We start from the raw sequence: 22,104 nt of genomic DNA on the forward strand, positions 1-22,104 counted from the left end.
AAAACCGCTCCGCAATTCAGCGTCGGCGCCGATCTGGTGAACCGCCGGCGGCTTTCCGCCTTCCGCCCGGGCTGGGGCCGGAAGTCTCGCCGCCGAGGCCGGCTTTGCGGGCGAAGTCGTCGCGCCAGCGCCTCTGGGCGAGGCGGATATCGCCGTCGAGGTCCAGCAACCCGTCGGCGATGTCATGGATCCGCGCGATTTCCGCCAGATGCGAAGCGGCGTCGAGCGTGCCGGTGGCGCCGGTCGCGTGCCGGCGGTGGATGTTCAGCGGCTCGGCGATCCACACGACATCGCCGGACGCGTGGGCCAGCAGGTCGAGATAAAGCCGCCAGTCTCCGGCGAGGCGGAAGGTCGGGAGTTCGTCGCCGAGGCGCGCGAGGCTGGCCAGCAGGCAGTCGCGCCGGAAGAGCACGCCGCTCACATTCAGCACGAGATTGCGCACCGCGAGAAAGCGGCTGGCAAAATCCCGCGCCGCCATCGTCATGGAGGCGGCGAGTTCCGGCGCGCCGGCCTCAAGGTAATATCGCCGGTAATCCCGCATCAACGGGTTGTCATCGGCATCGATGGCCCGCGACTCGGCGATTGCCATCACCGCGTCCGGCGCGCCGGCAAGCGCGTCGACGAGAGCCGCGAGAAAGCCGGGCGCGGCATCGTCATCCGCCTCGGCGATCCAGACGAACGTGCCCCGCGCCGCCTCCGCCGCCTCGCGCCATCGGCCGAAAGGCGAGCCGGTGTTCCTCGCGTTGGCGCGGATCACAAGGCTGCGCCGCCACGCCGCCGCGGTCTCGCGCGCGATCTCGACCGACCGATCGGTCGAGGCATCGTCGAGCAGGGTAATCTCCTCGACCGGATGGGTCTGGCCGAAAATGCCGGCGAGCCGCCGCGGCAGATGTTGGCCGTAATTGTAATTGGTGACGAAACAGGAAATGCGCGCAAGCTCGGGCCTGGCGAGCGCCAGCAGGCGGCGGGCATACGCATTGAAATCGAAACGCCGCGCGGCCTCGGCGGCGATGCCCGGCCGCGCCGCCGCGAGGGCCGCATGGTCGAGCCGGGCCGCGATCGCGGCGGCGAAGCCGGCAACGTCGCCGGCGGGCACGCTGTCGCCCGCGCCGGTCTCGCGCAGCAGGTCGGGAATGCCCCCGGCGCCGGCGAAGGCGATGGCCGGAAGGCCGGCGCCCAAGGCCTCGATCACCGTGGTCGGCAGCGGGTCCTCGCGCGAGGTCAGCGCGTAGAGATCGGCGCCGCAATAGGCGGGCGCCACGTCGCTGGTGAAGGGAAGCAGATGGAAGCGGCCGCTCTCGCGCGCCGCCTCGATCTCGGCGCCAAGATAGTCGCGGATCCAGAGATGGGTCTCGCCGAGCCAGACGAAGTGGACATCCCGCCGCCCGGCGCCGAGCAGGCGGAAAACCTGCATGAACAGGTCGAAGCCCTTGCGCAGGTCGCCGAACCCGACGCCGAGCACGACGAAGGCGCGCGCCGGAATGCCGAGACCGGCACGGAAGCGTTTGCGCGCCGCCGGGTCGTAGCCGACATTCTGATAATTGCCTTGGGGGATGACATGCGCCGCGGGGGCGATGTCCAGCGCCGCGCATAACGTGTCGCGCACGTGATCCGACGAGAACACCGTCGCGGCCGCCGCCCGCATCCCCTGGCGCGCGACGCCGCGCAGCGATCTCTCCTCCACCAGCCGCGGCATCTCGTGAACCAGCAGCAGGCTGCGGATTCCCTGCTCTGCCAGCTTCACGCAGACCCGCGCGGAGGCGAGGCTGTTGACGATCGCGGCGTCGATCCCCTGGGCGCGGTAGGCGGCGACATGACGCAGCAGCGCCGCCTCGTTGGGAGCGAGATCGACAATGCCCTCGGCCTCGTAGTCCGGCACCAGCTCGCCGCCGCTCAGCAGCAGGATGCGCGGCACGATGCCATGCTCCCGGCGCAGCGCGCGGGCGAGGTGCAGAAGCAGCATCTGCGCGCCATGGGGCAGGGCGTCATGCCCGACCAGCAGCAGATTGTGCGCGGCGCCGGCGGCCGCCCGGCCGGTGATCGCGCGGGCGGTGGCATTGAGAAAGGCGGCGCCGTAATGCAGGTCGGGTTCGAGATAGGCGCCCTCGGCCCATTCGTTCCATGCGTTGATGCAGACGATCGGCTCGCCCCAGACCGGGTTGCGGCGGGCCCGCCCGATCAGCGCGGCCAGCCAGGCCTGATATGTCGCGGGCGTCGCGTCGTGCAGCACAACGCCCGCGCCCTCTCGGCGCGGGTCGTTGTCCCAGCCGGTCACGGCGGTGCGGATCAGCGGATAAGCGGGATCTGGATCGGCGAGCGAGGCGGCGATGATGTCGTTGTAATGATAGACATCGGCCGAAAACTCGGGGTCGAAAAGGTCGAGCGAGGCGTTGAGTTTCGGCGCATCCACCACAAGCTTGTGCGGCGGGAACTCGACGGCGCCGTCCAGCCCGTGCCGCCGCGGATCGTGGTCGTGGAAGCTCTGGGCCATGAAGAGCAGGGGATTTTCGCCGTGGCGTTCCATGAACAGCCGGCGCCAGCGCGCGATGGTCGGCTCCGGGTCGGGAATGAGCGCGGCCCGATAGATCATCAGCAGCGGCCGGCCTTCGAGCCGGATATAGCGCGGATCGGCGAAGTGCCGGGCGAAATCGTCGATCAGCGCCGTATCGTCCTGCGGAAGGTAATCCTGCGCCAGCAGGATTTCGCGCTCGAGCCCATCCCACCGGCGGGTCCAGTTCTCGTTCGCCCACATCAGGCAGAAACTCATGTCGAGCGCCGGATCGGCGAGAAACCGCTCGACCGGCTTTTCCAGCAGCCGCCGGCGGTTGAACCAGTAGTAATAGAACACGAAACCGCCGAGGCCCGCCTCCTTTGCCATGGCGATCTGGCGCGGCATGACCGAGGGATCGTCGAGCGAATAAAACCCGAGATCGCGCGGCGCGCGGGGCTGGTAATGCCCGGCGAAGCGCGGCGTGGCGCGGGCCAGGTTGGTCCATTCGGTAAAGCCGGTTCCCCACCAGGCGTCGTTTTCCGCGATCGCGTGAAACTGCGGCAGGTAATAGGCCAGAACGGTGGCAAGGCGCGGCGCGCCCGGCGGCAGCGGCTGGCGCGGCTCGAAACTGTCGGCCGGCCGTGTCGCAGCCCGCACCGCGCCGGCGATCAGCCGTTCGGCGGCGGGCCGAACCGGCTGGAACCCGCCGTCGCGATGCGCGAGATAATGCAGGAACGGATTGCCGCCGCCGATCTCGGCGGCATAGCGGGCGGCGTAGAAGGCGATGTCGAAACCGGGGCAGGGGTCGCGCCGCTCGGCGGCGCCGAAGGCGCAGAAATGCTCGAAAGGATCGTTGCCGGAGGCCGCGACGTCGGGGTTGTGATCCAGATACCATTGCGGGTCGAACAGCGGCACCGGGCTGACCTTGCCGGTTCGCCGGCGGGCGAGGTAATCGGCCAGGGCGTTCCGGTTTTCCGGGATGCCGTAGGCCTCGCGATACCAGGCGGCGTGGAACAGCGGCGATGGATCGCGCCCCTCGCGGTCGCCGAACTGGATGTAATGCAGCAGAGGATTGACGTTCGAGGCGGCGATGTCCGGGTTGCGGGCGAGGTAATACGCGGGATCGAAGTATGCGTTGGGCCGCAGGCCGGCGCGCCAGCCGCGGTTGCAGAAATCATCGAGCGGATCGTCCCCTTTCGCCAGGTCGCGCGCCTGCAGCGTATAGTGGCCCGGATCGAACAGGGCGCTCGCGCTGATGATGTCGCGTTCGTGCGCAAGGCTGGAAGCGGGCGTCGTGGGGCTGGCGTGTCTCATCCGGTCGGATGTTCCTTTCATGCCGCGGCGCTAGGTCGGCTGCGGGCGGAGATCGAGCGCGCAGCGCTCCGCGAGCGCCAGGCCCGCGGCGAGCAGCTTCGCCTCGTCGAACAGTTCCCCCCACAGGCAGAGCGCCGCCGGCACGCGCCGCGGCGGCGCCTGTTCGGGTGGCGCGAGCCCGGCCGAGGGGCGCGGCGGCGCGCTGGTGAAGCCCACGGGCGTGCACAGGCAGGGATGGCCGGTAAAGGCCGCCAGCGTGTGCAGCGGACCGGCCGCGAACGGGGCGGCCAGCAGATCGACCGCGGCGAAGCCGTCGCGCATCGCCTGCATCCCGCGCCGGCGCAGCCGGTCGAGCTGCACATGATCGACCGCCGAGAGAAACCGGGCGAGGCGGAACTGGTTCGGCCAGGCCGCCTCGTCCTGGCGGGCGAGAAGGTCATCGCGGCCCGAAAGCGTGAGCGGCTCGAAGCTGGCGGCGGCCTCGGCCATCAGCAGCGACACGAGCGTTTCCCACGGCAGCGGCGGCAGCGTCACCCGGACGAGGGTGGCGCCGAGCGCGCGGAGCCGCTCCAGCGCCCGCCGCGCTTCGCCCGCTCCGGCGCCGGCGAAATCGCCGTCGAGAATGCCGATCCGCAGCCCCTCGGCGCCGCCCGCGACATCGCCGCCGAAAGGGATGTCGCGGCTTGACGGATCGCCCGGATCGGCGCCGTTGAGGGCAGCGAGAACAAGCGCCGCGTCGGCGATGTCGCGGCAGAGCGGCCCGACGCGGTCGAGGCTCGGGCACAGCTTCATGACGCCGCTGCGGCCGATCCGCCCGAAGCTCGGCCGCAGGCCGATGGCGCCGCAGCGCGCGGCGGGGGCGACGATCGAGCCGAGGGTTTCGGTGCCGAGCGCGAACCCGCAAAGCCCGGCGGCGACGGCGGCGGCGGAGCCGGATGACGAGCCCGACGCCCCCTCGTCGGGATTCCAGGGATTGCGGGTGCGTCCGCCATACCAGACATCGCCATAGCCGAGCGCGCCCACCACCGTCTTGCCGAGCAGCACGGCGCCGGCCGCGCGCAGCCGCCGCACGACGGCCGCATCCTCCGGCGGAACCCGGCCGCGAAACGGCTCCGCGCCCCAGTCGGTGACGATGCCGGCGGTGTCGATCAGGTCCTTGCAGGCCCAGGGCACGCCATGCAGCGGCCCGGCCCAGTCGCCCCGCGCGGCGCGGTCGTCGAGGGCGGCCGCCTCGGCCAGTGCCGCCGGGTTGAGCCGGGCGAAGGCGCCGATCGCGGGATCGAGCCGGGCGATCCGGTCGAGATAGATGCCGGTCAGCCGCGCCGCGGTCAGTTGCCCGTTCCTGATCCACGCCGCCTGGGCGCGGGCCGGGGCAAAGGCGATCGCCGCGTCGTCGGCCCCGGGAAAGGGGCATGCCGCGCCGGGCAGGGTCAGCGGTCCGCGCCCAGGCGTCTCGAAGCCGGGCAGGCGCGGGTCGAACACGCAGGCCGGCGCCAGATCATCGTCCAGCTCCACCGCGCGGCGGGCGCGGGCAAGATCGATCTGCGCGGCGATGGCGGCGGCGATCAGCGCCCGCTCCGGCGCGGTCTGCTCGATGCCGAGGATGCGTTCGGCGGCGGCGATATCGGCGCGCGTCGCGTCGTGCCGGTTCTGTTTGTCCACTCAAACCTCCCGTCAGTCTGTTTCGCCGATCCCGAAGTCATTGCCAAGAGCCGTGGCGGCGCCATCTGCCAGGGCATGATCCCCGAACCGATCCCCACCCGTGAAGCCGGGCTCCGGCATCTCGCCGATTTCCTGCCCCGCGCCGGCGCGCGCTACGCCGCCGGCCGCAATACCGATCCGGGGCCCGAGACCAAAGGTGCCGTTTCACGCCTGTCGCCCTGGCTGCGCCACCGGCTGCTGACCGAGGCCGAGGTGGCCCGGGCCGCCTTCGCCGCCCATGGCGAGGTTGCGGCGAAATTCATCGACGAGGTCGGCTGGCGAACCTACTGGAAAGGCTGGCTCGAACAGCGCCCCGGCGTGTACGACCTCTATCGCGCCGGCTTGCGGCGGGCCGAAAACCGGCTGGCGACCGAAGCGGGGCTGCGGCGCGCGTTTCACGATGCCTGCGCCGGCAATACCGGGATCGACTGTTTCGATTCCTGGACGCGCGAGATCGTGGCGCGGAACTACCTGCACAACCACGCGCGGATGTGGTTCGCCTCGATCTGGATCTTCACGCTGCGGCTGCCCTGGGAACTCGGGGCGGATTTCTTCCTCCGCCACCTGCTGGATGGCGACATCGCCTCCAACACGCTGTCATGGCGCTGGGTGGCGGGGCTGCACACGCCGGGCAAGCACTATCTCGCGCGGGCGGAAAACATCGCGCGCCACACCGGCGGGCGGTTCGATCCGCGCGGGCTGCTCGACGAGGCGGCGGAACCGCTCACCGAAACGCTGACGCCGGCGCCGGCGCTGAAGCCGCGCTTCGATCCGCCGCCTGCGGGCGAGGTCGCGCTGCTGCTGCACGAGGAGGATTGCGCGGCCGAGACGCTCGATCTCGCCGGCTGCGAGGTGCGGGCGGTGGCGGCGGTGGCGATGCCGCAGGCACGGGCGCGCGGCGGCGTCGCGCCCGCGGTGGAAGCCTTCGCCCGGGGCGCGGTGATGGACGCGATGGCGCGCGCGGCCGCGCGGTTCGGCGTTGAGCCCGCATTGCTGGAAGCGGACGATCTCGCCGGCTGGGCGGCGGCGCACCGGCTGAAGGTGGTCACCGCGCATCCGCCGGTCGGGCCGGTCGCAGAGGCGCTGGCGGCGGCGGATGTGCCGGCGCTGCGCGTCGCCCGCGCCTGGGACCGCGCCTTGTGGCCGCATGCCGGGCGCGGGTTCTTCGGCTTCCGCCCCCGGATCGGCGACGCCGTGGCCGCCGCGTCCGGGGACTGACCGCGGCTCAGATCACGCCGGAGCCGCCATCGACCGCGAGGATCTGGCCGGTGATGTGACCCGAGGCGGCGGTGCAGAACAGCAGGGCGGCGCCCTTCAGGTCGGCGTCGTTGCCGAGCTTGTTCATCGGCGTCTTCGCCAGGATCTTCTCTTCGAACTGGCCGAGAATGCCGCGCGTCATCTTCGAGGGGAAGAAACCCGGCGCCAGCGCGTTCACCGTGATGTTGTGCGGCCCCCATTCGGCGGCGAGCGCGCGGGTCATGTTCACCACGGCACCTTTCGAGGTGTTGTAGGGAATGGTGCCGGTGATGTCAGGGTGATGGCCGCGCAGCCCGGCGATCGAGGCGATGTTGAGCACCTTGCCGAACTTGCGGGGGATCATCGAGCGCGCGGCGATCGCCTGGGTGAGGAAGAACATGTTGTTGACGTTGAGGTTCATCACCCGCGCCCAGGCCTCCGGTGTCACGTCGACCGCCGCGGCCCCCCAGGTGGCGCCGGCATTGTTGACCAGGATATCGACCGGGCCGGCCGCCAGCACCGCATCCGCCAGCGCCTTCGGACCGTCTTCCTTGCCGAGATCGCCGAGGTGGGCGGTGGCGGCGATGCCGAGGCCGGCAAGATGCTTCACCGCCTCGTCCAGCTCGTCCTGCTTGCGCGCCGAAATCGCGATGGTGGCGCCAAACTCGCCGAGCGCCTCGGCGATCTGCAGGCCGAGCCCGCGCGAGCCGCCGGTGATCAGGGCGCGCTTGCCGGTCAGGTCGAACAGGGTTTTCAGAGCGGTCATTCGGGTTTCCTCATCGTTGCTGGCCCGGTCCGGGCGGGATTGACGGGCGCGATACGCTCCTATCCTATGGTGCGCAAGCCCTCCTGCCAATCGGGGGCGAACCGGAGGATACGACCCATGAACGAGGTGCACGAACCGTTCCGCTACCGGCTGCTGATCGGCCAGCTGCTGAAAATGCCGATCGCGCAGGCAAGCCGGCGGGAGATCGTCTATCGCGGCGACACCCGCCTCACCTACACCCAATTCGTTGCCCGCGTGCACCGGTTCGGCGGCCTGCTGGGCGCGCTCGGGGCCGGCATGGGCACGCGCGTCGCCTTCATGGACTGGGACAGCCACCGCTATCTCGAGGCCTATTTCGCCGTGCCGATGTCCGGCGCCGTGCTGATGATGGTGAACATCCGCCTCAGCCCCGAGCAGATCGCCTACACGATCGATCATTCGGATGCCGAAATCCTGTTCGTCCACGCCGATTTCCTGCCGGTGCTGGCGGCGATCCGCGAGCGGTTGCCCAAGCTGCGCCAGGTCGTGCTCATCCGCGACGACGACAGCGCCGTGCCGGAGGGGCTCGCCGGCGAGTATGAAACGATGCTGGACGCCGCGCCACCGCTCGCCGCGTTCCCCGAATTCGACGAGGACACGCTGGCAACCACCTTCTACACGACGGGGACGACCGGCCTGCCCAAGGGGTGATGTTCACCCACCGCCAGCTCGTGCTGCACACGCTGATGGTGCTGACCGGAATCAACGTCTCGGGGCTGAATGGCGGCTTGTCGCGCGAGGATGTCTACATGCCGCTGACGCCGATGTTCCATGTCCACGCCTGGGGTTTCCCCTATGCGGCGACGATGCTCGGCATGCAGCAGGTCTATGTCGGCCGCTTCCAGCCCGACACCGTGCTGCGCCTTCTGGCCGAGGAAAAGGTCACGGTTTCGCATTGCGTGCCGACGATCATGCACATGCTGCTCAACGCGCCGGCCGCGAAGGGCGCGGATTTCAGCCGCTGGCGCGTCGTCATCGGCGGCTCGGCGCTGCCGCGCCCGCTCTGCGAGGCGGCGCTCGCGCGCGGCATCGACATCTATGCCGGATATGGCATGTCCGAAACCTGCCCGGTGATGACGCTGGCGCAGTTGCGCGGCGATATTCTCGACACCCTGCCGGACCGGGAGGAGGCCGAGATCGGCTACCGGATGGCCGCCGGCCTGCCGGGGCCGCTGGTCGAGGTCCGCATCGTCGACGACGAGATGAACGACGTGCCGCATGATGGCCGCTCGGTCGGCGAGGTGGTGACGCGCACGCCGGCGCTGACCGCCGGCTATGCCGGAAACCCGGAAGCCTCCGCCGCCTTGTGGCGCGGCGGCTGGCTGCATACCGGCGATATCGGCACGATCGACGCGGATGGCTATCTGCGGATCGTCGACCGGGTGAAGGACGTGATCAAGACCGGCGGGGAATGGATTTCCTCGATCGGGCTGGAGGAGATCCTGCTCACCCATCCGGCGGTCTCCGAGGCCGCCGTGGTCGGCATCCCCGACGAGCGCTGGGGCGAGCGCCCGGTGGCCTTCATCGTGCCGCGCGCGGGACTGGACGCCGACGAGGCGGCGCTGCGCGCCCACGTCCAGGCCCGCGCCGATGCCGGCGCGATCTCGCGCTACGCCGTGCCGGACCGGGTATTTCTGGTCGAGTCCCTCGACAAGACCTCCGTCGGCAAGCTCGACAAGAAGACGATGCGCGCGCGCGCTGCCGGGGCGGGTGGCTGAATTCGCAAAATTCGCAATCCGGTCGCGAGGCTTTGATCCAACTTGCTGCAATTCGCTTGTCATCTGCGAACCGCCGGGTCTATTGCGACTGATCATCCCCTGCAACCAAGAGCGGAACCGCCATGAAACTTCACGAAGTCCGTGTTCACCCCTCGAAATCGCTGCTCAAGCGCGACAATCAGCTGGCCTGGAAGATCGCCGGCGTGGCGGCGGACAAGGTGACCGTCGACAAGGACGTGACGGCGATGATCATCAACCGGATCATCGACAACGCGGCGGTTGCGGTGGCCTCGGTCAATCGCGGCCCGGTGGTCTCGGCGCGGGCGATGGCGCTCGGCCATGCCAAACGCGGCGGGGCGACGGTGTTCGGCCTGCCGGCGCGCAAGACGGTGAGCCCGGAATGGGCCGCCTGGGCGAACGGCACGGCGGTGCGCGAGCTTGACTACCACGACACCTTCCTCGCCGCCGACTATTCGCACCCGGGCGACAACATTCCGCCGATCCTCGCGGTCGGCCAGGTGATGGAGCGCTCCGGGCGCGACCTGATCCGCGGCATCGCGACCGGATATGAAATCCAGATCAACCTCGTCCGGGCGATCTGCCTGCACGAGTGGAAGAAGGATCACATCGCCCATCTCGCCCCCGCGCAGGCGGCGGGCATCGGCGCGCTGCTCGGGCTGAAGCAGGAGACGATCTTCCAGGCGGTGCAGCAGGCGGTGCATGTCAGCTTCACCACGCGCCAGAGCCGCAAGGGCGAGATCAGCTCGTGGAAGGCCTTCGCCCCCGCCCATGCCGGCAAGCTCGCGATCGAGGCGGTCGACCGGGCGATGCGCGGCGAGGGCGCGCCCAGCCCGATCTATGAAGGCGAGGACAGCGTGATCGCCTGGATGCTCGGCGGCAAGGATGCCGTCTACCACGTCCCGCTGCCCGGCAAGGGCGAGGCCAAGCGCGCGATCATGGACAGCTACACCAAGGAACACTCGGCCGAATACCAGAGCCAGGCGCTGATCGACCTCGCCTTCCGGATGCGCGAGCAGATCGAGAATTTCGATGCGATCGAGAAAATCATCATCCACACCTCGCATCACACCCATTACGTGATCGGAACGGGGGCGAACGATCCGCAGAAGATGGACCCGAAGGCGAGCCGCGAAACGCTCGACCACTCCATCATGTACATCTTCGCCGTCGCCCTGCAGGATGGCGCCTGGCACCATGTCGACAGCTACGCGCCGAAGCGGGCGCGGCGGGCGGACACGGTGGCGCTGTGGCACAAGATCGAAACCGCCGAGGACCCGGAATGGACGCGCCGCTACCACGCCGCCGATCCGGACGAGAAGGCGTTCGGCGGCCGCGTCGAGATCCGCTTCAAGGATGGCGCCACGCTGGTCGACGAGCTGGCGGTGGCCAACGCCCATTCGCTGGGCGCCCGCCCCTTCGAGCGCGCCGACTACATCCGCAAGTTCGAGACGCTGACCGATGGCATCATCTCCCCGCGCGAGGCGGCCCGCTTCCTCGAGGCGGTGCAGGAGCTGCCGCGCCTGCCGGCCGGCGAGCTGGACCGGCTGAACGTCGCCCTGCCCGCGGGCGCGCTGCTCGAAGGCAAGCCGGGCATCTTCTGAGACGCAAGGAACAGACAGCATGAGCGAGACCACGACGGCGCCGAAGCCGAAAAAGTCGGTCGCCCTTTCGGGGGTTGCCGCGGGAAACACCGCGCTGTGCAGCGTCGGCCGCAGCGGCAACGACCTGCACTATCGCGGCTACGACATTCTCGACATCGCCGAGACGTGCAGCTTCGAGGAGATCGCCCATCTGCTCATCCATGGCACGCTGCCCACCGCGGCGGAGCTTTCGGCCTATCTCGCCAAGCTGCAGGCGCTGCGCGGGCTGCCGGAGGCGGTGCGCCGGGTGATCGAGGCGCTGCCGGCGGCGGCGCACCCGATGGATGTGATGCGCAGCGGCGTCTCCGCCCTGGGTTGCGTGCTGCCGGAGGCGCACGACCACAACCCGGCCGGCGCGCGCGACGTGGCGGACCGGCTGATCGCCTCGCTCGGTTCGATGCTGCTCTATTGGTATCATTTCAGCACCAATGGCCGTCGCATCGATGTCGAGACCGACGATGCGTCGATCGGCGCGCATTTCCTGCACCTGCTGCACGGTCGCCGCCCGGTCGATGCCTGGGTGCGGGCGATGCACACCTCGCTCATCCTGTATGCTGAACACGAGTTCAACGCTTCCACCTTCGCCGCCCGCGTCGTCGCCGGCACCGGTTCGGACATCCATTCGGCGATCACCGCCGGCATCGGCGCGCTGCGCGGGCCGAAACATGGCGGCGCCAACGAATTCGCCTTCGAGGTGCAGAAGCGCTACGCCGACCCCGACGAGGCGGAGGCCGATATCCGCCGCCGGATCGAGGCGCGCGAGGTGATCATCGGCTTCGGCCATCCGGTCTACACCATCGCCGATCCGCGCAACGTGGTCATCAAGCGCGTCGCGCAGTCGCTCTCCGAGCAGGCGGGATCGATGAAGATGTTCAACATCGCCGCGCGCATCGAGAGCGTGATGCACGACGCAAAGCGGATGTTCCCCAATCTCGACTGGTTCTCGGCCGTGTCCTACCACATGATGGGCGTGCCCACCGCGATGTTCACGCCGCTCTTCGTGATCGCGCGGACCGCCGGCTGGAGCGCGCATGTGATGGAACAGCGCGCCGACAACAAGATCATCCGCCCCTCGGCCAATTACGTCGGGCCCGAGGATCGCAAGTTCGTGCCGCTCGACAAGCGCGGCTGAGGAGGGTTCGATGAGCTATCTGCAAGCATCCGACCTGCCGGCGCGCGCCGCCGGCCAGCGCTTCCGCGAGCTTGTCGCGCGCGGGCCGATCGTGCAGATCCCCGGCGCGCATAACGGGCTCGCCGGCCGCCAGGCGATGCGGGCCGGTTTCGAGGCGTGCTACCTCTCGGGCGCGGCGATGACCGCCTCGATGGGGCTGCCGGATCTCGGCATCATCACTGTCGACGAGGTATGCTTCTTCGTCCGCCAGGTGGCGCGGGCCTCGGGCCTGCCGGTGGTGGTCGATGGCGATACCGGCTACGGCGAGGCGCTCAACGTCATGCACATGGTGCGCAGCTTCGAGGATGCCGGGGCCGGTGCCGTGCATATCGAGGACCAGCTGCTGCCGAAGAAATGCGGCCACCTGAACGACAAGAAACTCGCCGATCCGCGCGACATGGCGGCGAAGGTGGCGGCGGCGGCGCATGCGCGGCGGGATCTCTACGTCATCGCGCGGACCGATGCCGCGGCGAGCGAGGGGATGGACGGCGCGGTGGCGCGGGCCAGGATGTATGTCGAGGCCGGGGCGGACGCGATCTTCCCCGAAGCCCTCTACAGTGCCGAGATGTTCCGCGAATTCGCCCGCCGGATGCCGGGCGTGCCCCTGCTCGCCAACATGACCGAGTTCGGCCGCACCCCGTTCTTCACCGCTGCCGAATTCGAGGAGATGGGCTACCGCATGGTGATCTGGCCCGTCACCTCGCTGCGGGTGTCGGCGAAGGCGGTGGAAACTCTCTACGCCGCGATCCGGCGCGATGGCGGTGCGCAGAACTGCGTCGAGGCGATGCAGACGCGCGCCGAGCTGTACGAGACGATCGACTATGCCGGGTTCGAGGCGCTGGATGCGACGATCGTCAAGACCATCGTCCCCGAGCCGATCGGCTGACGGAGACGCCGCTTTCGGGAGGAACCGATGAACGCCACGCCGCCATCCGACGCAACGCCGCAATTCGCGCTCGACGAGGCGCAGCGCGCGATTGCCGAGATGGCGCGCGGCTTCGCCGATGAAAAACTGGCGCCGCACGCGGTGGCGTGGGACGAGGCGAAGCATTTTCCCGTCGATGCGATCCGCGAGGGGGCGGCGCTCGGCATGGGCGGGATCTATGTGCGCGAGGAGAGCGGCGGGTCGGGGCTGACCCGGCTCGACGCGGCGCTGATCTTCGAGGCGCTGGCGACCGGCTGCCCCGCGGTGTCGGCCTATATGTCGATCCACAACATGGTGGCCTGGATGGTCGATCGCTTCGGCGACGACGCCCAGCGCCGCGACGTCCTGCCGGCGCTGGTCAGCATGGAGCATCTCGCCAGCTACTGCCTGACCGAGCCGGGCGCGGGATCGGACGCCGCGGCGCTGAAAACGAAGGCCGTGCGCGATGGCGACGATTACGTGCTCGATGGCGTCAAGCAATTCATCTCCGGCGCCGGGGCGACCGACCTTTATCTGGTGATGGCGCGCAGCGGCGGCGCCGGCGCGCGCGGAATTTCCTCCTTCCTGGTGCCGAAGGATGCGAAGGGGCTCGGCTTCGGCGCCAATGAGCGGAAGATGGGCTGGAACGCGCAGCCGACGCGCCAGGTGATCTTCGAATCCTGCCGCATTCCGGCGCGGTTCCGCCTCGGCGCGGAAGGCGAGGGGTTCCGCATCGCGATGAGCGGGCTCGATGGCGGGCGGGTGAATATCGGCGCCTGCTCGCTCGGCGGCGCGCAGGCGGCGCTGGAGAAGGCGCTGCGCTACATGGGCGAGCGCGAGGCGTTCGGCCGCCGGCTGGAGGAGTTCCAGGCCTTGCAGTTCCGGCTCGCCGACATGGCGACCGAGCTGGAGGCGGCGCGGCTCTTCCTGTGGTCCGCCGCGGCTTCGCTCGATCGCGGCGCGGCGGACGCGACACGCCGCTGCGCGATGGCGAAGCGCATCGCCACCGATACCGGTTTCGAGGTCGCCAACAACGCGCTGCAACTTTTCGGCGGCTACGGCTATCTCGCCGAATACGGCATCGAGAAGATCGTGCGCGATCTGCGGGTGCACCAGATACTGGAAGGGACGAACGAAATCATGAGACTGATCGTCGCGCGCGGCCTCATCGGGCGGAACGCATGAGCGGGGAGATCACCACGGATGTCGAGATCCGGGTCGAGGGCCGGGTCGGCCGGATCAGCCTGAACCGGCCGCGCGCGCTCAACGCCCTGACCCACGACATGGAAGTGGCGATCGATGCCGCGCTGCTGCGCTGGGCGGATGATCCTTCCGTCGCCTTCGTGATGGTGGACGGGCGGGGCGAGCGCGGGCTGTGCGCGGGCGGCGATATTCGCGCGCTCTACGACGCGGCGAAGAGCGGCGGCGAACGTCTGGCGTTTCCGTTCTTCGGCGACGAATACCGGATGAACGCCCATATCGCGAATTATCCGAAACCCTTCGTCGCGCTGATGGACGGGATCGTGATGGGCGGCGGCGTCGGCATTTCGGCGCACGGCTCGCACCGGATCGTCACCGAGCGGACGATGCTGGCGATGCCGGAGGTCGGCATCGGCTTCGTGCCGGATGTCGGCGGCACCTTCCTCCTCGGGCGGATGCCGGGCGAGACCGGCATCCACGCCGCACTCACCGCGCACCGGATGACCGGCGCCGACGCGCTCTCCTGCGGCATCGCCGATCATTACGTCGAAAGCCGGCATTTGCCGGCGCTGACGGCGGCGCTGGCGGCACTGGTGGACGGCGCGGATGTCGACGACTGCATCGCCGCCTTCGCGACCCCGGCGCCGGACTCGCCGCTGCTCGCGGCGCGCGGCTGGATCGACGAGTGCTACGGGCGGCCGACGGCGGAGGCGGTCGTCGCGGCGCTGGAGGCGCATGCCGACCCTGCGGCGCGCGAGGCGGCGGCGACGATCAGGCGCATGTCCCCCACCTCGGTGAAGCTCAGCCTGCGCCTCGTGCGCGCGGCGCGGGGCGATGCGAAGGTGGAAACCGCGATCGACCGCGAGTTCCGCGTCGCGGTGCGCTGCGTCGCCGCCCATGATTTCGTCGAGGGCGTGCGGGCGCAGCTCGTCGACAAGGACCGCAATCCGCGCTGGCAGCCGGCGACGCTCGACGGCGTGGATGATGAAACGCTCGATGCGTATTTCGCGCCGCTCGGCGCCGACGAGCTGGGGCTCGATGAACTAACAACCTGACAGGAGGACACGCATGGCACGGATCGGATTCATCGGCCTGGGCAATATGGGCGGCCCGATGGCCGCCAATCTGGTCCGCGCGGGCCATGCGGTGCTCGGTTTCGACACCGTGCCGGCGGCGCGCGAGGCGGCGGCGGCCGCGGGTGTAATGATCGTGGAGCTTGCCGCCGAGGCGGCGCGCGACGCGGATGCGGTGATCACGATGCTGCCCTCCGGCCCGATCGTGCGCGCGGTGTATGAGGCGGCGGACGGCATCCTGCCGGCGGCGCGGGCCGGCACGCTGTTCATCGACTGCTCGACGATCGATGTCGATTCCGCCCGCGCCGCGCATGCGATGGCGGCGGGGCGGGGCATGCTCTCGCTCGATGCGCCGGTCTCCGGCGGGGTGGGCGGCGCCAGCGCCGGAACGCTGACCTTCATGGCCGGCGGCACCGCCGAGGCGTTCGAGCGCGGCGAGCCGCTGCTGGCGGCGATGGGAAGGCGCATCGTGCATTGCGGCGCCGCCGGGGCCGGGCAGGCGGCGAAGATCTGCAACAACATGATCCTCGGCATCTCGATGATCGCGGTGAGCGAGGCCTTCGCGCTGGCCGACCGGCTCGGGCTGGAGCGGCAGAAACTGTTCGACGTGGCGTCTACCGCCTCGGGCCAGTGCTGGTCGCTGACCTCCTATTGCCCGGTGCCGGGGCCGGTGCCGGCGAGCCCGGCCAATCACGACTACCGGCCGGGCTTCGCCGCCGCGCTGATGCTGAAGGATCTCGGCCTCGCGATGGAGGCGTCGGCGGCGACCGGCACCGAAACCGCGCTCGGCCGCCACGCGCGCGACATCTACGCCGCCTTCGCCGAAACCGGGCATGGCGGCGAGGATTTTTCCGCGATCTTCCGCGCGATCTCGGCGGCGTCGAAGCCCGCCTGAACGGCGCGGAACCAGAACAAAGGAAACGTCCATGACCGACTTCATCGCCGCGCGGCAGTTCCTGCTCGACCACCGGGCCGATCTTGCCGCCGCCTCCGCCGGCTTCCGCTGGCCGGAGGCGCGGGATTTCAACTGGGCGCTCGACTGGTTCGACGCGCATCTCGCCCGCGACGCCGCCAGCGCGCAGCGCCCGGCGTTGTGGATCGCCGATCCGGCGGGCGGGGAGGATGTGCGGCTGAGCTTCGCCGACCTTTCCGCCCGGTCGAACCGCACGGCGAATTTCCTGCGCGCCCAGGGCGTGCGGCGGGGCGACCGGCTGATCCTGCTGCTCGGCAATATCGTGCCGCTCTGGGAGGTGATGCTGGCGGCGATCAAGCTCGGCGCGGTGGTGATTCCGGCAACGACGCTGCTGACGCCCGAGGAGTTGCAGGACCGGGTGGAGCGCGGCGCTGCGCGTTTCGTGGTGACGACGGCGGATCAGGCGGCGAAGTTCGACGCGGTGGCCGGCACGTTCCAGCGGATCGCGATCGGCGGCGCGCCCGATGGCTGGACGGCTTACGCACCGGAGGGCGAGAGCGCCGATTTCGTGCCGGACGGGCCGACGCGGGCCGATGATCCGCTGCTGCTCTATTTCACCTCCGGCACCACGGCGAAGCCGAAACTCGTTCTGCATTCGCATTATTCCTATCCCGTCGGCAGCCTCTCGACGATGTACTGGATCGGGTTGCAGCCGGGCGATGTGCATCTGAACATTTCCTCGCCGGGCTGGGCGAAACACGCCTGGAGCAGTTTCTTCGCGCCCTGGAACGCGGGGGCGACGGTGTTCATCGTCAACCAGCCGCGCTTCGAGGCGAAGGCGCTGCTCGATACGCTGGTCCGCTGCGGGGTGACGACGCTCTGCGCGCCGCCGACGGTCTGGCGGCTGCTGATCCAGAACGATCTCGCGCAATGGAAGGTGGCGCTGCGCGAACTGGCCTGCGCCGGCGAGCCGCTGAACGCCGAGATCATCGACCGGGTGCGGGCGATGTGGGGGCTGACCATCCGCGATGGCTACGGCCAGACCGAGACGACCGCGCAGATCGGCAACTCCCCCGGCCAGGCGGTCAAGCCGGGCTCGATGGGCCGGCCGCTGCCGGGCTACCGGATTTCCATTCTCGATCAGGCGAACGATTCGGTGACCGAGGGCGAGGTGGCGCTGCCGCTCGGCGCGGCGCGGCCGGCCGGGCTGATGCGCGGCTATGTCGATGCCGCGACCGGCGCGCTGCGCGGCACCGATGGCGCCTATTACCGCACCGGCGATGTCGCGCAGATCGATGCCGATGGCTATCTCACCTTCGTCGGCCGGGCGGATGACGTGTTCAAATCGTCCGATTACCGGATCAGCCCGTTCGAGCTGGAGAGCGTGCTGATCGAGCATGGAAGCGTCGCCGAGGCGGCGGTGGTGCCGAAGCCGGACGAGATCCGCCTCTCGGTGCCGGTCGCCTATGTCGCGCTGGTGCCGGGGGCGGTGGCGGACCAGGCCACGGCGCTGTCGATCTTCCGGCATGCGCGGGCGCGGCTGGCGCCGTTCAAGCGCATCCGCGAGATCGTGTTCGTGACCGACCTGCCGAAGACGATTTCCGGGAAAATCCGGCGCGTGCAGTTGCGGCGCGGCGAGGCGGGCGGCGAGGCCGGGCTGGCGGGCGAGGTGGTACGCTTCGCCGAGAGCGCGTTCCCGGAGCTGGCCTCGGGCGAGGGCGGCGGCCCGGCGTGATGACGCACCGGGCGATCTGACGGGGCGGAGCAAAAATGGACATTCGCGACAGGGTGTTTCTGGTCACCGGCGGCGGCTCCGGGCTTGGCGCCGCCGCGGCGCGGGCGCTGGCCGCGCAGGGCGGGCGCGTGGTGCTGGCGGATGTGGCCGAGGCGCCGGGCATGGCGCTGGCGGGCGAACTCGGCGCCGCCGCGCGATTCGTGCGGACCGATGTGACGGATGCCGGCCAGGCCGTTGAAGCGGTGGCGGCGGCGCGGGCGGCGTTCGGCGGGTTGCACGGGCTGGTGAACTGCGCCGGAATCGTGCTTGGCGAGAAGGTGCTGGGGCGCGAGGGGCCGGCCTCGCTCGAGCGGTTCGCGCGGGTGATTTCGGTGAACCTCGTCGGCACGTTCAACATGATCCGCCTCGCCGCCGCGGCGATGGCGGAAGGTGCGCCGGATGAGGGCGGCGAGCGCGGGGTGATCGTGAACACCGCCTCGATCGCGGCGTTCGACGGTCAGATCGGCCAGGCCGCCTATGCCGCCTCCAAGGCCGGGGTCGCCGGCATGACGCTGCCGCTGGCGCGCGAGCTGGCGCGCAGCGGAATCCGGGTGATGACGATCGCGCCCGGCGTGTTCGAAACCCCGATGCTGGCCGGCCTGCCGGACGAGGCGCAGCGCGCCCTTGGCGCCGCCGTGCCGTTTCCGCCGCGGCTCGGGCGGCCGTCGGAATATGCCGCGCTGGTGTGCCATATCATCGCCAACACCATGCTGAACGGCGAGACCATCCGGCTCGACGGCGCGCTGCGGATGGCGCCGCGCTGACCCGCTCCACCCCTCTTGCATCGCGGGGCGGCGGCCTGTAATACCCGTCGCACCGCAACGGCGGGCGCGTAGCTCAGCGGGAGAGCACTGCCTTGACATGGCAGGGGTCACAGGTTCAATCCCTGTCGCGCCCACCACTCAAATCCACGAAATCAAACGGTTTTCTGGAATCGTCTCGGGCGTTGGCCGACCTTCGCCTGTCCGTAGCAACGACACGGTAACCACCCTATTGTCCTGTTCCCGAAATTCATGGGTGAATTTCAGATGCGAACAGGACACTAAATGATTGATTTTCCTAGTGTCCACTTTCAATCTGAAATCCATCGGATTTCAGGTTCGGGGCACTAGGGTCGGGGCAGGTTTGCCCCGGCGCCCGGTCAGGCGCGCACCGCGGTGTCTCCGGTCAGCGGCACTCCGGCTGCGCGTCCCACGATCTGATCAAACTGTGCCATGGGCGCGGGGCGGCCGATCAGATATCCCTGCAACAGCGCGCAGCCCGCCATGCGGAGCATCTCCGCCTGCGCCGCGGTTTCCACACCCTCGGCGACGACCGACAAATCGAGTGCCCGCCCGAGCCCCAAAACCGCCAGCACGATCGCCTCCGCCTCATCCACGCGGCCCAGATCGGCCACGAAGGAACGGTCGAGCTTGATCTTGTCGAATGGAAACATCCGCAGCATTGCCAGCGATGAATATCCCGTCCCGAAATCGTCGAGCGAAATCGTCACCCCCAGCGCCCTGATGCGCGCCAGCGCATCGGTCGCCGCGCCGGCATCGGCGAGCAGCAGTGATTCCGTGACTTCGAGTTCGAGCCGCGCGGGGTCGAGCCCGGTTTCGCCAAGCACTTGCTCCACCAGTGCGGGCAACTGGCCGTGCTTGATCTGGATGACCGAGATATTGACCGCAACGCGCAGCGGCGCGCGCCATCCCGCGGCTTCACGGCAGGCCTCCCGCAACACGAAACTGCCGATCTCGATGATCGATCCGGTTTCTTCGGCGATGGGGATGAACACGGCCGGTGAAATGTCCCGGTTGTTCCGCCGCCAGCGCGCCAGAGCCTCGAACCCGACGATCCTCCCCGAAACGATGTCGAGCTGGGGCTGGTATTGCACCGAGATTTCATCCCGCCCGCACGCGCCGCGCAAATCGGCCTCCATCCGCCGGCGGGCAAGCTGGGCATCGTTGATCTCGGTGTTGAAGAACGCGAATCCGTTCCGGCTGGCCGATTTGACCTGGCCAAGCGCCATGTCGGCGTGAGAAAGCAGGGCTTCGGCGGTCGCCCCGTCATCCGGTGCGAGGGCGATGCCGATCGACACGGTTGTCGAGACGGCGGCGGCCTCGCTCGTGGCGAGCCTCTCGCCGACCGCGCCGATCAGCCGCTCGGCGAGGCGGCTGGCATCCAGCTCGGTGGAGATTCCGTTTTGCACGACAACGAACTCATCGCCGCCGCTCCGCGCGATCATGTCGTGTTCGCGCACTTCCCCGCGCAGGCAGGCCGCAAGTTCGATCAGCACCCTGTCGCCGGTGGTGTGTCCGTAAAGATCGTTCACGGTCTTGAACCGGTCGATATCGATCACGTGGACCGCGAATTTCTGCGTCTCGATCCGGGCAGGATCGAGCGCCGCGTCGAGGCACGAGATCAGCCGCCGGCGATTGGCAAGGCCCGTCAGCGGGTCGTGTTCGGCGAGATAGCGGATCTCCTCGGCGGCGCGGTGGCGCTCGGAGATGTCCTGGGTGATCACGAGGTGGCCGCCCCCCTCATCATCGCCGCTCGACGCACTGACCTCGGTGCGAAACCACGTCCCCGCCGTGTTCCCCGGCCATTCGGCCGTGCCGCCCGGCCCATCGAACAGCCTCTCGACCCTTTCGCGCTGGCCGCCGCCCACCCTGTCGAGAAACCATCCGATCCCGCGCAGCGCCTCGCCGTCACACTCCGGCAGGCCGCAAACCTGGCCGATCGGCACAATCTCCCCCTCGGGGCGCGTCAACCGCCAGGCCTCCAGCCGGGCGACGCGCTGCACATTGTCGAGCGCTGCGGCATAGGTCCTGCTCCGCTCCACCGCGCGCTGTGCGGTTTCGAGCATGAAATTCGCCATCAGCGCCAGCTTCTGAACCGACAGGTCCGCGCTATCGGTATGAAGTCGCAATGAAAGATCGCCGGTAACGACCCCGCACATCGCCTGGCACAGCGCCTCGATCGCCGCCCGATCGACCGGATCGCCGCTGCCTGAAACGGTCATGCGCGCGCGAGCGCCGGTTCCGGTTTGAGCCGGATCTCGATGATCGCCGCGCTGCTCGCCGTATCGCCCTCGATGAAGCTGATCTCGGCGATCTCGCCGCGGCGCGCCGCGAGATTGCGGGCGAGAGCGCAATAGAAATAGGCCAGCCGGTTCGATGAGCGGTAATGCATCCGGATCCCGTCCGGCAATTCCACCGCCCGGAATTTCTCCGCCACTTTCCGCTGCCCGCTCGATCGCAGGCCGCAGGCCAGGCTGTTGTGGATCTCCGGCTGCATCATCAGAAAGCGCCTGGTATCCGCCGCCACGGCAAAGAAGCCGGGAAACGTCTGTTCCGCCCAGTCGAGGAAGAAATCGGCAATCTCGTCGAACACGGTCTCGGTCGCGCCGCCGGTGACATCGGCGATGGCGGCCACCAGCGCGCAGCATTCCGCATCGCCATATTCGGTGTCGAGACGGAACTGCTTTCCGTCCTGAAACCCCGCCCGCAGCAGCACCGCGGCTCGGGTCTGCGCATCGACCCGGCGTTTGAGATATTCGTCGATCGTGTGTGGGATGATGCCAAGCATGCTAACAGACTTGACACAAAATATTTGATTTTGAATTACCGGGCCGGACTTCAGAGCATCTTTATCCGATCGGATCGAGCCACCTGATCGGACAAAGATTCTAAAATTATCAATATTATAGAGCGCGGCATCCGCACTGGATGAATCGAAAAGCGCCTTAGCAGACGGGCCCGGTGGCGCGGTAGGCGCGCACGATTCCGTGAACGATACGAAACGTTATCACGCAGGTATTCCTGTAGGTCTGCGGTGGAACGGCTGGCGGAATATCGCCGATCGCCGGCCGCTGATCCACGAAAGCCGGCCCGCCCGTCCAGCCCGGCACCGAATAGGTGATGGTGCGCCGGTATTGATCGTGGATAACATCGCCGTGAACGCTGCGCCGGTTGGGCACGCCCATGGCCCTGACCAGAGCGGCCTCCGGCTTGCCGACGAAAGCCCGCATCGGCCGGGCGAGACGCGGGCCGGAACACCCTGCCAAGGCAAGACAGACCGCTCCGAGACGCCAGCACGCCGCCGGCATGTTCCGAGTCCGCATGGTTCGGCACCTCTCCCTTCGCGATGGTCGCGGCACTC

At 69.0% G+C, this 22,104-nt stretch carries 16 protein-coding genes, 1 tRNA gene and 1 pseudogene; 12 read left to right on the top strand and 6 right to left on the bottom strand.

What is annotated here, in order from left to right; genetic code table 11:
* Positions 1–16: 16 nt before the first annotated feature.
* The gene (locus ACIDOCELLA78_RS97145; protein WP_249674845.1) at positions 17–3,826 is read right to left on the bottom strand and encodes a glycoside hydrolase family 99-like domain-containing protein; all 3,810 of its coding nucleotides are present in this window, start codon (positions 3,824–3,826) and stop codon (positions 17–19) included.
* Between the two features lie 9 nt (positions 3,827–3,835).
* A complete protein-coding gene (locus ACIDOCELLA78_RS97150) occupies positions 3,836–5,467 on the bottom strand; it encodes an amidase (RefSeq protein WP_201727435.1) in 1,632 nt (543 codons plus the stop codon).
* On the opposite strand from ACIDOCELLA78_RS97150, the gene ACIDOCELLA78_RS97155 reads away from it, so the two are divergent.
* Entirely contained in the window at positions 5,447–6,724 is a 1,278-nt protein-coding gene (locus ACIDOCELLA78_RS97155) for an FAD-binding domain-containing protein (protein ID WP_249674847.1), read from the top strand. The genes ACIDOCELLA78_RS97150 and ACIDOCELLA78_RS97155 overlap by 21 nt on opposite strands.
* Before the next feature lie 7 nt (positions 6,725–6,731).
* On the opposite strand, the gene ACIDOCELLA78_RS97160 is transcribed toward ACIDOCELLA78_RS97155, so the two are convergent.
* Positions 6,732–7,508, bottom strand: a complete 777-nt coding sequence (locus tag ACIDOCELLA78_RS97160) for an SDR family oxidoreductase (RefSeq protein WP_201727437.1) — start codon at positions 7,506–7,508, stop codon at positions 6,732–6,734.
* 174 nt (positions 7,509–7,682) lie between these two features.
* Between ACIDOCELLA78_RS97160 and ACIDOCELLA78_RS97165 the strand changes: the two are divergent.
* The 11 genes and pseudogenes from ACIDOCELLA78_RS97165 to ACIDOCELLA78_RS97215 form a co-directional block, all read left to right on the top strand.
* Positions 7,683–8,764 (top strand): annotated as a pseudogene (locus ACIDOCELLA78_RS97165) (AMP-binding protein); the annotation flags it as partial.
* Positions 8,750–9,265 (top strand): AMP-binding enzyme, encoded by a 516-nt coding sequence (locus ACIDOCELLA78_RS97170; protein WP_374223212.1) that lies wholly within the window; start codon positions 8,750–8,752, stop codon positions 9,263–9,265. The pseudogene ACIDOCELLA78_RS97165 and the gene ACIDOCELLA78_RS97170, both read left to right, overlap by 15 nt.
* Before the next feature lie 122 nt (positions 9,266–9,387).
* Complete coding sequence (locus ACIDOCELLA78_RS97175; protein ID WP_201727438.1) at positions 9,388–10,887, top strand: MmgE/PrpD family protein; 1,500 nt, start codon at positions 9,388–9,390, stop codon at positions 10,885–10,887.
* Positions 10,888–10,906: 19 nt separating this feature from the next.
* A complete protein-coding gene (prpC, locus tag ACIDOCELLA78_RS97180; protein WP_201727439.1) occupies positions 10,907–12,058 on the top strand; it encodes a 2-methylcitrate synthase in 1,152 nt (383 codons plus the stop codon).
* Between the two features lie 10 nt (positions 12,059–12,068).
* Positions 12,069–12,983 (top strand): methylisocitrate lyase, encoded by a 915-nt coding sequence (gene prpB, locus ACIDOCELLA78_RS97185; RefSeq protein WP_201727440.1) that lies wholly within the window; start codon positions 12,069–12,071, stop codon positions 12,981–12,983.
* 27 nt (positions 12,984–13,010) lie between these two features.
* Positions 13,011–14,186, top strand: coding sequence for an acyl-CoA dehydrogenase family protein (locus ACIDOCELLA78_RS97190; protein ID WP_201727441.1), 1,176 nt, complete (start codon positions 13,011–13,013; stop codon positions 14,184–14,186).
* Entirely contained in the window at positions 14,183–15,256 is a 1,074-nt protein-coding gene (locus ACIDOCELLA78_RS97195; RefSeq protein WP_201727442.1) for an enoyl-CoA hydratase/isomerase family protein, read from the top strand. The genes ACIDOCELLA78_RS97190 and ACIDOCELLA78_RS97195 overlap by 4 nt, the downstream gene beginning before the upstream one ends.
* A 13-nt stretch (positions 15,257–15,269) precedes the next feature.
* Complete coding sequence (mmsB, locus tag ACIDOCELLA78_RS97200) at positions 15,270–16,169, top strand: 3-hydroxyisobutyrate dehydrogenase (protein WP_201727443.1); 900 nt, start codon at positions 15,270–15,272, stop codon at positions 16,167–16,169.
* A gap of 31 nt (positions 16,170–16,200) precedes the next feature.
* Entirely contained in the window at positions 16,201–17,922 is a 1,722-nt protein-coding gene (locus ACIDOCELLA78_RS97205; protein WP_201727444.1) for an AMP-binding protein, read from the top strand.
* Positions 17,923–17,957: 35 nt separating this feature from the next.
* Positions 17,958–18,725: an SDR family NAD(P)-dependent oxidoreductase gene (locus ACIDOCELLA78_RS97210; protein WP_201727445.1), complete on the top strand. Its 768-nt coding sequence runs from the start codon at positions 17,958–17,960 to the stop codon at positions 18,723–18,725.
* 62 nt (positions 18,726–18,787) lie between these two features.
* Positions 18,788–18,862, top strand: a tRNA-Val gene (locus tag ACIDOCELLA78_RS97215).
* A gap of 240 nt (positions 18,863–19,102) precedes the next feature.
* On the opposite strand, the gene ACIDOCELLA78_RS97220 is transcribed toward ACIDOCELLA78_RS97215, so the two are convergent.
* The 3 genes from ACIDOCELLA78_RS97220 to ACIDOCELLA78_RS97230 all read right to left on the bottom strand — a co-directional run bounded on the left by ACIDOCELLA78_RS97220 (position 19,103) and on the right by ACIDOCELLA78_RS97230 (position 22,066).
* Positions 19,103–20,965 (bottom strand): bifunctional diguanylate cyclase/phosphodiesterase, encoded by a 1,863-nt coding sequence (locus ACIDOCELLA78_RS97220; RefSeq protein ID WP_201727446.1) that lies wholly within the window; start codon positions 20,963–20,965, stop codon positions 19,103–19,105.
* Positions 20,962–21,531, bottom strand: a complete 570-nt coding sequence (locus ACIDOCELLA78_RS97225; protein ID WP_201727447.1) for a heme NO-binding domain-containing protein — start codon at positions 21,529–21,531, stop codon at positions 20,962–20,964. The genes ACIDOCELLA78_RS97220 and ACIDOCELLA78_RS97225 overlap by 4 nt, the downstream gene beginning before the upstream one ends.
* A gap of 157 nt (positions 21,532–21,688) precedes the next feature.
* Complete coding sequence (locus tag ACIDOCELLA78_RS97230) at positions 21,689–22,066, bottom strand: hypothetical protein (RefSeq protein ID WP_201727448.1); 378 nt, start codon at positions 22,064–22,066, stop codon at positions 21,689–21,691.
* Between the last annotated feature and the right edge of the window lie 38 nt (positions 22,067–22,104).

The sequence above is a fragment of the Acidocella sp. C78 genome (assembly GCF_907164655.1).